Raw genomic sequence first — 12,457 nt, 5'->3', positions numbered from 1 at the left:
ACCCTCTCACCCGCTCACGCGGCCGCGGCCGGCACCTCCGCCACCGCGACCGGGCGGGAGGGTGGACGGGCCGGGCGGCCGGAAGTCCTCGCCGCCACGGCAGGCCGACACCACCGACCCGTACAGGTCGAAGCTCCCGACCACCCGCAGGATCTGCTCCTGCAGCGGGTCGCCGGACACCACGACGCACAGCTCGCTCCCCCGGTTCCGGAGCGTCTCGCGGACCTCGGCGAGGCGGCGCGCCCCGCAGGCGGCCAGGAGATCCACCTCCGTCAGGTCCACCACGACCCGCTCGGCCGGGTGCGACTCCACCCACCTTCCCATGGCGCCGCAGGTGCTCATGTCGATCTCGCCCGTCAGCTGCAACACGGCCAGCCAGGGCACCGGGTACACGGCCCGCATCTCGAGGGGGGTGCCGGCCGGGAACCCGCGCGTGGACGGCAGCGCCACCACGGTCGCGTCTCGCTCGTCCATGAGGGATCCTTCGGCTCGTCGTCGGTCACGACGGGAGCCCCGTGGCCCACCACGGGCTCCCGGAACAGCAGGCCGCCAGGGGCCCGATTGCATCAGCGCGGAGCCCGGGAGGCAAGGGGCCCGTGCCTGCGCAACGACCTGCGGGTCTACCGGGCGAGGCCCCGCAGCTGCCGGGACACCACCGAGAGCGTGGCGAGATCCAGCTGCCCGGCTCCGGCGATCTCCTGCAGCGCCGCCCGCGCCCGGACCAGCCGCGACGCGTTGGCCCGCTCCCACTGCGCGATCGTGTCCGGCACGGAGGTGCCCGGCGCGGCCTCGCGCAGCGCGTCGAGGGTGATGGAGCGCAGCGAGCCGTAGAGGTCGTCGCGCAGGGCGAGCCGCGCGAGCTGGTGCCAGCGGTCACCCCGCGGCAGCGCGCTGACCGAGGTCAGCGCGACGTCGACGCCCAGGTGGTCGCTCAGCGCGAAGTAGGTGCGCGCAACCTCCTCCGGGTCCCGGGGCTCGCCGTCGCGCTCGGACAGCTCGATCAGCTCGACGACGTCGAGCAGGCCGAACCCGTGCACCGCGGTCGCCGCGCGCCGGGCCAACTGCTCCGGTACGCCCTCGTCGAGCAGGGCGGCGATCCTGGTCCGCACGGTCTCCTGCTCCCGGCCCGTGAGCAGCTCCGGGAGCCGGCGGCGCAGCGTGCGGACCTGTCCGGCGAAGCGCGCGGCCTCGGCCCCGACGGCCAGGGGTTGCGGGCGGTTGCCGAGGAACCAGCGCGAGGCGCGGTCGAGCAGCCGTCGCGACTCGAGGACGAGCCGGTCGGCGACCTCCACCGGCAGACGGGCCTCGCGGATCTGCCTCCAGTGGGCGCGCAGGGCGTACACCCCGGTCACGACGGCATAGGCGCGGACCGCGTCCGACGGCCCGGCGGCGGTCTCCTCGCCCAGCCGGAAGGCGAAGGTGATCCCGGCACCGTCGACCATCTCGTTCACCAGCAGCGTGCACAGGATCTCGCGGTGCAGCGGGTGCCGGCGGACGGCGCCGGGGAAGCGCTCGCGCAGCGGGTGGGGGAAGTACTCGGGCAGCCGCGGCGCGAACGCGGCTCCCTCCAGCAGGTCGCTGTCGAGCAGTCGCCGCTTGAGGTCGAGCTTCACGTGCGCGAGCAGCGTCGACAGCTCCGGCCCGGTCAGGCCGTCCCCGGACCGCTCCAGCGCCTGGAACCCCGCGGGCGTCGGGAGCACCTCGAGCGCCCGGTCCAGGCCGGTGCGCTCCTCCAGGTCGGCGACGACCCGGGCGTGCACGTTGGTCATCTCGCCGGTGTGGGAGCGGGCGACGCCGAGGACGGCGTTCTGGTCGGTGTTGTCGGCGAGGACCAGCGCGGCGACCTCGTCGGTCATCTCCGCCAGCAGCGCGTCGCGCCCGGGGCGGTCCAGCTCGCCGACGGTGACCAGCCGGTCCAGCAGGATCTTGATGTTGACCTCGTGGTCGGAGCAGTCCACGCCGGCCGAGTTGTCGATCGCGTCGGTGTTGACCCGGCCGCCGTGCCGGGCGTACTCGATGCGGCCGCGCTGGGTCAGCCCGAGGTTGCCGCCCTCACCGACGACCTTGACCCGCAGTTCGCGGCCGTCGACCCGGATGACGTCGTTGGCCTTGTCCCCGGCGTCGGCGTGCGCCTCGGTGGAAGCCTTGACGTAGGTGCCGATGCCGCCGTTCCACAGCAGGTCGGCGGGGGCGAGCAGGATCGCCCGGATCAGCTCGGGCGGGCTCAGGGTGACCACGTGGTCGGGCAGGCCGAGCGCCTCCCGCATCTCCGGGCCGACCGGCACGGCCTTCGCCGTGCGCGGCCAGACCCCGCCACCGGGGCTGACGGCCGAGCGGTCGTAGTCGTCCCAGGTGCTGCGCGGCAGCTCGAACAGCCGGCGACGCTCCGCGTGACCGCGCGCGGCGTCCGGGGTGGGGTCGACGAAGACGTGCCGGTGGTCGAACGCCGCGACCAGCCGGATGTGCTCGGAGAGCAGCATGCCGTTGCCGAACACGTCGCCGGACATGTCGCCGACGCCGACGACGGTGAAGTCCTGGGTCTGGGTGTCGACCCCGAGCTCGGAGAAGTGCCGCTTCACGCTCTCCCACGCGCCGCGGGCGGTGATGCCCATCGCCTTGTGGTCGTAGCCGACCGAGCCGCCGGAGGCGAACGCGTCGCCGAGCCAGAACCCGTAGCTCGCGGCGACCTCGTTGGCGACGTCGGAGAACCGCGCCGTGCCCTTGTCCGCGGCCACGACGAGGTAGGAGTCCTCCCCGTCGTGGCACACGACCGCCGGCGGCGGCACCGTCTCGCCACGCACCAGGTTGTCGGTGACGTCGAGCAGCCCGGAGATGAAGATCCGGTAGCAGGCCTCGACCTCGGCCGGGTCCGGGCGCGCGGCGCGGACGACGAACCCGCCCTTCGCCCCGACCGGCACGATCACGGCGTTCTTCACCATCTGCGCCTTCACCAGACCCAGGATCTCGGTGCGGAAGTCCTGCGGACGGTCCGACCAGCGCAGCCCCCCGCGGGCGACCGGCCCGAAACGCAGGTGCACGCCCTCGATCCGCGGCGAGTACACGAAGATCTCGAACCGCGGCCGGGGGGCGGGCATGTCCGGCACCGCCGCCGGGTCGATCTTGACGGAGGTGAAGCCGCGGTCGCGGAACCAGTTCGTCCGCAGGGTGGCGACGATCATGGCCAGGAAGCCGCGCAGGATCCGGTCCGCGTCCAGCCCGGTCACCTGGTCGATCAGGCCGGTGACCTCGGAGAGCGCCTCCTCGGTGACCTTCGGCCGGTTGTCCTCGGCCGGATCGAAGCGGGCGCGGAAGAGCTTCACCAGCCCCCGCGCGACGGCGGGCCGGGACAGCAGCGTGTCCGCCATGTACTGCACGCCGAAGGTGCTGCCGACCTGTCGTGCGTAGCGGGCGTACGCCCGCAGCAGCGCCGCCTCCCGCCAGTGCAGCCCGGCGTGCAGGACCAGCGCGGAGAACCGGTCCGCCTCCGCCTCGCCGCCCCAGGTCGCGCGGAACGCCGCGCAGAACTCCCGGTCCAGCGCCGCCTCGTCCCGGCCCTCGAGGGCGGCGTCCTCGGCGTCGATCCGCAGCCCGAAGTCGTACAGCCAGCACCGGCGCCCGTCCGGGCGGACGAACTCCGACGGCTGTTCGTCGACGACCTCCACGCCGAGGTGCTGCAGCACGGGCAGGATCCGGGTGAGCGACACCGGCGCGTCCAGGTAGATCGCCAGCCGGCGCTCGCCGTTCTCGTGGTGCAGGCGGACGTCGAACCCACCCTCGGGCAGCGCCAGGATCCGCTTGAGGTCCTCGACCGCGCGCTCGGGCGGGATGTCCGCCTTGTAGGAGTCGGGAATGCCGGCGAGCAGCCCGGGAACCGTGACCGCGGCGGCGCCGAGCCGGGCGACGAGCCGGTCGTCCCAGGTCCGGACGGCCTCGGTGAGCGCGTCGGTGAGTTCGTGCGGGTCCGGGTCGGCGGGCAGGGCCGCGGGGTCGGTCTGCACCGTGAAGTGCACCTGCGCGTGCGGGGCCTCGGTCACGCGCGCGGTGTAGTCGACGGTGCTGCCCCGCAGCCGGTCGCGCAGAACCTCGGCCATCGCCAACCGGCTGGTCGTCGTGTAGCGGTCGCGCGGCACGTAGACCAGGCAGGAGACGAACCTGTGGTGTGGGTCCCTCCGCAGGAACACCCGCACCGCCCGGCGGGCGGCCAGCCCGAGGACGCCGACGCCGACGTCGTGCAGGTACTCGGTGCCGGCGCTGAGCAGCTCCTCGCGCGGCAGCCCCGAGACCACCTCGAGCATCTGCTGCCCGGAGTAGGACTCGAGCGGGAAGCCCGCCCGGCGGATCGCGCGGCGCACCCGGCGCGCGACGACCGGGATGTCCAGCACGCTCTCGTACATCCCCGGGACGGTGAGCATCCCGAGGAACCGGTGCTCTCCGGTGAGCGCTCCGTGCTGGTCGAAGGTGCGCAGGCCGACGTAGTAGGGGTGCACGGGGCGCAGCACCCGGCTACGCATCCCGGCCCGGGTCAGGATCAGGAGGTCGTCGGGCCGCTCCGTGGCACCGTCGGGCACGAAGGCGCCGTTGTCGAGCGTGTCCCGGCGCAAGACGCCCAGCCCGGACGCGAGCTCGGGGCGCAGCCGCTCGCCATCGAGCCGGTAGTGGCGGTAGCCGAGGAAGGTGAAGTGACCGTCGGCGAGCCAGCGGAGGAACTGGGCGACCTCGTGCCGCTCCGAGCCGCGGTCCGTGCGGACGCCGCGGGGCACCAGCTCGTCGGCGAGCAGCTCGTCGGCCAGGGTGCGGACCCGCCGTTCCATGCGGTCGCCGTCCTCGACGAGCTCGCGGACGTCGTGCAGCGTGTCGCGCAGCTCCTCGGTGAGGAGGGCGGCGTCCACGGAACCGTCCACGTCCAGGCGCATCCAGGACTCGGCGACGGCGCCGCGGGGCGGGTCGGCGGGGTCGGCGTCGGGCAGGACCTCCTGCAGCCGGCCCGCCACGTCGCGCCGCACGACGACGATCGGGTGCAGCAGCCGCCGCACCTCCGCCCCGGCCCGCGACAGCGCGGCCAGCGTGGAACCGACGAGGTAGGGCATGTCGTCGGTGACGATCCGGACCGCCGACCCGCCGACGCGGACCAGCGGCTCGCCCACCACCCGGCGCGCGGCGAGGGCGCGCTGCTCGGCGACCACCTCGCTCAGCGGCGTCAGCCCGGAGTCGCCGTCCTGGGCGGGCACCCCGTCCGCCGGGGCGTGCCGCGCGTACAGGGCGGTCAGGCCGTCCAGCTCCGCGCCGGCCGGCTCCGCGGCGGTGGTGTGCTCACGGGTCCGGCTCATTCTCGGCGACTCCGGATCATGCGAGGGTTGCTCGGGGTGGCGCCCACCCTAGCCCCCGATCGGATGATCGCATCCTCGGCCCGCGGCCGCTCCGCTCACGCTGGATGAGCGGACGGTCGCGACGGGTGAGCGACGGACGGACCGCGCCGCGGGCGGCCGGATCAGAGCCCGCGGTACGCCGCCATCGCCCCCGCCAGGAGGTCGCCGAGCCCCAGCGACTCGGTCGGCGGCTCCTGCGGTGTCGCCGCGTCCGGCTCCGGTTCGGTCGCGGGGTGGTGTCCGGTCTCGCCGCCGGGCTCGGCCCGTGCGTCGCGCGTGGCTCTGCCCTGCGTCGGCGTTCCCCCGTCCGGCCGGACGCGGCTGCCGGAAGCGGCCGGGCGGTCGGCAGCGGCGGTGCGGCGGGCTCCGGCCTCGCTCTCGCGGGAAGCGCCCGCCCGACCGGACCGAGCCTCGGACCCGGCGACAGCATCGCCGACCTGGCTGCCCCGATCCGACGGCTCGACACCGTCGAAAGCGGCCGGCTCCGAGCCGGAGCCGCCGTCCACCGAGCGCCGGGACGCCGAACCGTCCCGCTCGCCCTCGTCGTCCGAGCCGCGGGAGCCCTCCGGGTCCCCGGAGCCCGTCGCCCGCCGGTGCCGACGACCGCCGCTCCCCGGCCGTACCGCCAGGTCCTCCATCCGGAACGACCCCGCGGCGGCGCGCCCGGTCGCGGACCCGCCCGTGACCGACGGCGGCTCGAGGTCCTGCACGAGTTGGACCCCCGTGACCCCGTCGGTCCCGTGCACGGTCCCTCGCAACCGTGCGCCCCGCAGCTCGACAGTGCGCGCGGTAGTGCGCTCGGCACTCGCGGCGAGGTCCCGCAGCACGGGGTGCAGCCACGCCGCGGTCTCGGCCCGGTCGCGCCCGGGCAGGTCGACCCGCAACGTGCTCGGGTCCCCGGTACGGACGCGTCCCCGGCCGGGCAGGTGCACGCGCAACCGGTCGGTGAGCCCCTGCAGGACGCGCTCGACCTCGGGCGAACCGATCCGCCGGTCCCCGTGCACCAGGTCGAGCACCACCGAGGTGCCGACCCCGCCAGCGTCCGCGCCGTCGGCAGCGGCCGCGGGCTCGGTGGATGTCCCGGGCTGGGCGGCGGTCCCCGGTTCGGCCGGGTCGACCGGGAACACCGCGCTCGACAACGCGTCCGGCTTGCCCCACACCCGGTCCAGCTCGGCGATCGCCGACCGCAGCCAGTCGTCGGCCGCCCGAGCTGCGGGCGACGGCTCCGTGGGCTCCCCCGCCGGCTCCGAGCGGCCCGACCGACCGGTGCGGTCAGACCCGTCTGCCGGCGTCGAGGTGCCGGCCGGCGTCGACGCACTCCCCGGCTCGGACACCCGCACGCTGCCCGTCCCGCCCGCCCGGTACGACTCGCCCTCTCGAGCCCGGTCGCGTGCCGTCGGCGATCCGCTCGCACGTGCCGCTCCGCCCGGGCGCACCGGGGCGGCGGCTCGCGCCGACTCGCCTGCCCAGGCTGCCCCGCCCGAGCGTCCCGGCCCACCCCCGGGGTGGAGGTCGTCGGTGCGCCCGAGATCGTCGACGCCCTCGGGTTCCCCGGACGTCCCTGCACGCGTCGGCGATGTCACCGACCCGAGCTCGGCCTGCGCCTCGGCCGCCTCACGGGCCCGCCGCCGCGCCGCGCGACCCCCTCCGTCGGCAGCGGCGAGGAGGTCGGCCAAGCGACGCGCTCCGTCCTGTGCCTCAGCCGAACCCGCGCGTGACGAACGTCCGGACCGGGACCGCGCGCCGCCGCCCGACCCGCGCCTGCCGTTCCCGCCGGCAGCCAGATCGGTCCCGACGGTGCCACCGCGCGGCTCGGCGGACCGGTCCGCATCCCGACCGCCCATCGTCACCGAGGCACCGCTCGCGTCGCTCTCGGCGACCGCACCGTCGCGGGCCCGGCGCGCTTCCCGGCCACCGAGGACCGTCGCCGGGTCCTCCGCAGGCCGCTCGTCGGCGTGGTCCCGGAGCTGCAAGGCCGGCGCGTCGGCGCCGCGCTCCTCGTCCCGGGGGCTGTGGGGAGCCGGGGCGTCGTACCCCTGCCGTTCGCGATGTGTGTCGTCGCCGCGCTGCTCGAGCCCGTCACTGCGCCGCTGTCGCCGGAGGTCGTCCCGCTCGTCCGCGCCGGCCGACGTGTCGGGCACGTCCGCCGCACCCCGCTCGCCGGGTCCCTCGGCCGCCGCGTCGGCCGCCCTGTCGGTGCGACCGCCCTGACCGGCGGCGACACCGGGACGACCGTCCTCGACCCGCGGACGCGGCCAGGACGGGCCTCGGTCGTCGTCGTTCCACCGGCCCGAGGCGCGCAGCTCGGAGATGAGGGCGTCCCCGAGCAGAGCTCCGGAGGACCACGCCCCACCCCGGTCGGGAGCGTCGATCGGGACCGCCGTCGCCCTGGTCCGCTGTCGCGGCCTCGCGGGGGTCTGCTCCACGCTCGCGGATGTGCCGAGCTCGGCGGACGAGTGGACCGCCCGCGCGACCTCACCGAGCAGCTCCGACCACCGCCGGTCGACCCGCTCGCCTTCCGGCGCCGAGTTCACGGTGCCGGCGTTCGCCGCCGTGCCCGCAGGGTCGGGGCGTCCTGCTCGCGGTTCCCCTTCGGCCACACGATCGTTCTGCCCGCCGTCGGACGCGCCCGGCTCATCGCTGCCGAGCGCGGTCGATCCCGCCGCCTCCGCTCCCGTGGTGCCGGCCGCCGAGCGGCGCCGCCGGCCACCACGCCCGTCCTCGGGCGGGGCCTCGGACGCCTGTCGACGGCGACCCGCCGACCGGGATCCGGCTCGCGAACCAGCACTCGCGGCACCCGGTGGCGAGGGGCGGACACCGGCGTCGAGCCCGTCCAGAAGGGCGTCGATCGCGCTGGTCGCTCCTGCGCCCACCCCGGGTCCCTGCGCCGGGGCTGCCCCGTTGCGCGTCGGGGTGTCGGACCCGGCCGCCCCGGCCGAGGACACCCCGGTCGAGGCCCCCCCGGTCGAGGGAGCCCCGGCCCGTACCGGCCTCGGTCCGTCCCCTCCACGGCCGGTGGACGAGCCGCTACCGCCGTGGGCACGCCGCCCCGCCGCGGTGCCGGCGCCGACCAACCGCTCGGCGGCCGCCGTGACCAGCTCGCGGAACCTCTGGCCGCGCTCCGTGTCGCGGTGCTCCGCCTCGAGCCCGGCCCGGGTCGCGGCCAGGGCGAGGTCGAGCCGGCCCTGCTTCTCCGCCAGGTCGCCGAGTGCGACGCGGCACGCCCCCTCGAGTCCCGGACAGTCGACCGCGGCCGCGAACTCGGCGGCCTCGGCCAAGGCCCGTTCGGCCGCGGGACCGTCGTCGGCGGTCACCTGGGCGAGGACGAGCCGGAGCTGAGCGGCCTGCCGGGTGGCCCTCGTCCGTTCCCTCCCGGCCACACGGCCCGCCAGCGCCCGCGCGCCGGCGCGCTGCCCTGTCTCGAGCAGCGCGCCGAGTCGGTGCGCGATGAGCGCGTCGGCCAGGTGGGGGGCTGCCGGAACGGGACCCGAACCGTCGCCGGCTCCGAGCATCCGGAGGCCTTCCGCGGCGGCGTCGGCCGCTTCGTCCGGGCGCGCGCGCTCGCGGGCGGCCGACGCCTGCGCGAGCGCCACGGCCGCGGCGAAGGCCGGGCCGGGCAACCGGCGCGCCTCGGCACGGGCGGCGTCGATCAGGCTGTGCAGCTCGTCGTCCTGCTCGCCGGAGGCACAGCGCACGAGGACGAGCCGGGCATCGAGCCGGGTCCCGGGCGACGCGTCGGGGCGAGCCAGAACCGCCCGGGCCAGTCGTCGACCGAGAGCGACGTCGCCGTTGTCCCGGCAGGCCGAGGCGACCTCCACGACGAGGCGCGCCCCTTCCGGGCCGGCGAGGTCGACGTCCGAGGTCCCGAGCGCTGCGAGGGCCTCGACGACCGCCGACCGGCCGTCGCCCACTGCGGCGATCCCGTGCGCCCGCCACCCGAGGGCCGCGAGCCACAACGCCGGGTCGGCGGCCCGCACACCGTCGGCGAGGTGGCCGGCGAGGTCGGCCGTGAGATCCGGCCTGCTCCACCGCAGCGACGAGGCGACGTCGATCATCGCCGCCCCGGAGATCTGGTCCCTGTCGTGCCGGACCACTTCGGACATGCACCCTCCCGTGCACCCCGACTCCGGGGTCGCTCCCGCTGCCGCTCCGTGACCTCAGGTCACCGGAGAGTGATAGCTCTCAGTCACGGGTCAGCTTACGGTGCGTCACACGGTGCGGTCGCGCGGCCTCCTGTCCGAGGCGCTCGATCTTGTTCTTCTCGTACGCCTCGAAGTTGCCCTCGAACCAGAACCAGCTGGCCGGGTTCTCGTCCGTGCCCTCCCACGCGAGGATGTGGGTCACGACGCGGTCGAGGAACCACCGGTCGTGGGAGATCACCACCGCACACCCCGGGAACTGTTCCAGGGCGTTCTCCAGGGACCCCAGCGTCTCGACGTCGAGGTCGTTCGTCGGCTCGTCGAGGAGGATGAGGTTGCCGCCCTGCTTGAGTGTGAGAGCCAGGTTCAGCCGGTTCCGCTCACCACCGGACAGCACACCCGCCGGCTTCTGCTGGTCCGGCCCCTTGAACCCGAACGCCGCGACGTAGGCCCGCGACGGCATCTCGGTCTGCCCGACGTGGATGTAGTCGAGCCCGTCGGACACGACCTCCCACACGTTCTTCTTCGGGTCGATGCCGGCGCGGTTCTGGTCGACGTAGGAGAGCTTGACCGTCTCGCCGACCTTCACATCGCCCGAGTCGGGCTTCTCCAGACCCACGATCGTCTTGAACAGCGTGGTCTTGCCGACACCGTTCGGTCCGATGACGCCCACGATGCCGTTCCGGGGCAGCGAGAAGGACAGGTCCTTGATCAGCTGTCGGCCGTCGAAGCCCTTGTCCAGGTGCGAGACCTCGACGACCGAGTTGCCCAGGCGCGGGCCCGGCGGGATCTGGATCTCCTCGAAGTCCAGCTTGCGGTGGCGGTCGGCCTCGGCCGCCATCTCCTCGTAGCGGTCGAGACGCGAGCGGCTCTTCGCCTGGCGGGCCTTCGGGTTGGAGCGGACCCAGGCCAGCTCCTCCTTCAGACGCCGCTGCAGCTTCGCGTCCTTCTTGCCCTGGACCGCGAGCCGCTCCGCCTTCTTCTCCAGATAGGTGGAGTAGTTGCCCTCGTACGGGAAGGTCCGGCCGCGGTCCAGCTCGAGGATCCACTGCGCCACGTTGTCGAGGAAGTACCGGTCGTGGGTGACGGCCAGGACCGCGCCCGGGTAGGAGCTGAGGAACTGCTCCAGCCACAACACGCTCTCCGCGTCGAGGTGGTTGGTCGGCTCGTCGAGCAGCAGGAGGTCCGGCTTCGACAGCAGGAGCTTGCACAGCGCGACCCGCCGCCGCTCGCCACCGGACAGATGGCTGACCTCGGCGTCCGGCGGCGGGCACCGCAGCGCGTCCATCGCCTGCTCGAGCTGGGAGTCGAGCTCCCAGGCGTCGGCGTGGTCGAGCTCCTCCTGGAGGGTGCCCATCTCCTCCATCAGCGCGTCCGAGTAATCCGTCGCCATCTGCTCGGCGATCTGGTTGTACCGGTCGAGCTTCTGCTTGATCTCGCCGACACCCTCCTCGACGTTCCCGAGGACGGTCTTCTCCTCGTTCAGCGGAGGTTCCTGCTGCAGGATGCCGACCGTCGCTCCGGGCGCCAGGTAGGCGTCACCGTTGTTGGGCTGGTCCAGCCCCGCCATGATCCGCAGCACGCTCGACTTGCCGGCGCCGTTCGGCCCCACGACACCGATCTTGGCTCCCGGGTAGAAGCTGATCGAGGCGTTGTCGAGGATGACCTTGTCGCCGTGCGCCTTGCGCACGTTCTTCATGGTGTAGATGAACTCCGCCACGCCCACGATGGTAGTTCCGCCCGGTCCGGGGCCTCAGGCCGGTACGGCCCCGGGCACCGGTGCCGGCCGTTCCTCGCCCGTTGTGGACCGGGCCTCGATCGGCACGTGCTCCTGCCCGCGGTCCTCCTCACCGCCCATCGCCATACCGGCTTCCTCCACGAGGCTGCCGTCGGCGGTTCGCCGCACCCTCGTGACCACGGCCATGGCCGTGTTCAGGTCGGGCCCGACGGCGTCGGCGACGAGCGTGACGGCCGTCCGGGTACGCCCTTCCTGCTCGTAGTCACGGACGTACAGCCGACCGTGCGCGACGACCGGGTCACCCTTGGTGAACGACCCCTGCACGTTGCGCCCCAGGTGTCGGCGCCAGATGTCGACGGAGACGTAGGAGGTCGACGACTCCTTCCACTGCCCGGTCGTGCGGTCCACGTAGCCGTGATTGCACGCCATCCGGAAGGAGACGACCTCGCGGCCGCCGCCCAGGTCGCGCGTGACGGGTGCGTTCGTCAGCCGGCCCACCACGGTCGTCAGGATCTCGGTCATCGCTCTCGCTCCTCGTGTCGATCGATCCGGTGCGTCGAGCATGCGGCCGACACGAAGGCTCGACGACGCGAATGCCGACCTTGTGGATAACCGGACCGGGATGGGGACAGCCCTCGCGGACCGCGCAGGAAGTGAGGGCGAAGTGTCGGTGGCAGGTGCTGGGGCCGCCGCCAACTGCACCGGGAGAAGCGGCCGCTCGACCGAGGTCGGCTACCCGCCGCTGCAGGTTCCGCGCCCCGGCCGACCGCGTGATGCACCCATGACGCGCTCTCGCGATCCACTGGAGCGCATTATGGTTCCACAACGCGACGACCCAAGCCGCTGGAGCGCATTATGGTTCCACAACGCGACGACACAAGCCGCTGGAAAGCGTTATGGTTCCACAGCGCGACCTTCCAACCCGCTGGAGCGCGTTATGCTTCCACAACGCGCTTTTCCGAGCTGCTGGAATGCGTCGGTTCCATCACGCGCCTTCCCGGACGGTGGCAACGCGTCATGGTTCCGTAACGGCCTTTGCGAGCTACTGGGACGCACTATGGTTCCATAATGCGCCTATCCCGGCCGTGTGAGCGCGTTATGGTTCCACAACGCGGCTTCTCGCCCTCCGCCGACGCGGGGTGGTTCTGACCGCAGTCGCGCGGAACGCGGGAAGGGCCCCCAGCAACACAGAAAAGCCCCGCAGCACCGCTGCA

5 protein-coding genes are annotated in these 12,457 nt (G+C 74.1%); all 5 read right to left on the bottom strand.

What is annotated here, in order from left to right; genetic code table 11:
- Nucleotides 1-6: 6 nt before the first annotated feature.
- The gene (locus ACL02T_RS20575) at nt 7-474 is read right to left on the bottom strand and encodes an STAS domain-containing protein (protein ID WP_412832353.1); all 468 of its coding nucleotides are present in this window, start codon (nt 472-474) and stop codon (nt 7-9) included.
- A gap of 146 nt (nt 475-620) precedes the next feature.
- The gene (locus ACL02T_RS20570) at nt 621-5,327 is read right to left on the bottom strand and encodes an NAD-glutamate dehydrogenase (protein ID WP_412832352.1); all 4,707 of its coding nucleotides are present in this window, start codon (nt 5,325-5,327) and stop codon (nt 621-623) included.
- A gap of 161 nt (nt 5,328-5,488) precedes the next feature.
- On the bottom strand, nt 5,489-9,469 hold the full coding sequence (locus ACL02T_RS20565) for a hypothetical protein (RefSeq protein WP_412832351.1): 3,981 nt from the start codon (nt 9,467-9,469) through the stop codon (nt 5,489-5,491).
- A 79-nt stretch (nt 9,470-9,548) separates the two neighbouring features.
- On the bottom strand, nt 9,549-11,225 hold the full coding sequence (gene ettA / locus ACL02T_RS20560) for an energy-dependent translational throttle protein EttA (protein WP_412832350.1): 1,677 nt from the start codon (nt 11,223-11,225) through the stop codon (nt 9,549-9,551).
- A 33-nt stretch (nt 11,226-11,258) separates the two neighbouring features.
- Nucleotides 11,259-11,765 (bottom strand): single-stranded DNA-binding protein, encoded by a 507-nt coding sequence (locus ACL02T_RS20555; RefSeq protein ID WP_412832349.1) that lies wholly within the window; start codon nt 11,763-11,765, stop codon nt 11,259-11,261.
- Nucleotides 11,766-12,457 lie beyond the last annotated feature (692 nt).

This window comes from Pseudonocardia oceanicola, assembly GCF_047200735.1.
Taxonomy (GTDB): Bacteria; Actinomycetota; Actinomycetes; order Mycobacteriales; family Pseudonocardiaceae; genus Pseudonocardia.
This window is presented reverse-complemented; position numbering and strand designations above follow the sequence as displayed.

Bases quoted from the DNA above. Each gene is read 5' to 3' on its own strand.
- ACL02T_RS20575 (WP_412832353.1), bottom strand. From the start codon at position 474: ATGGACGAGCGAGACGCGACCGTGGTGGCGCTGCCGTCCACGCGCGGG.
- ACL02T_RS20570 (WP_412832352.1), bottom strand. From the start codon at position 5,327: ATGAGCCGGACCCGTGAGCACACCACCGCCGCGGAGCCGGCCGGCGCG.
- ACL02T_RS20565 (WP_412832351.1), bottom strand. From the start codon at position 9,469: ATGTCCGAAGTGGTCCGGCACGACAGGGACCAGATCTCCGGGGCGGCG.
- ACL02T_RS20555 (WP_412832349.1), bottom strand. From the start codon at position 11,765: ATGACCGAGATCCTGACGACCGTGGTGGGCCGGCTGACGAACGCACCC.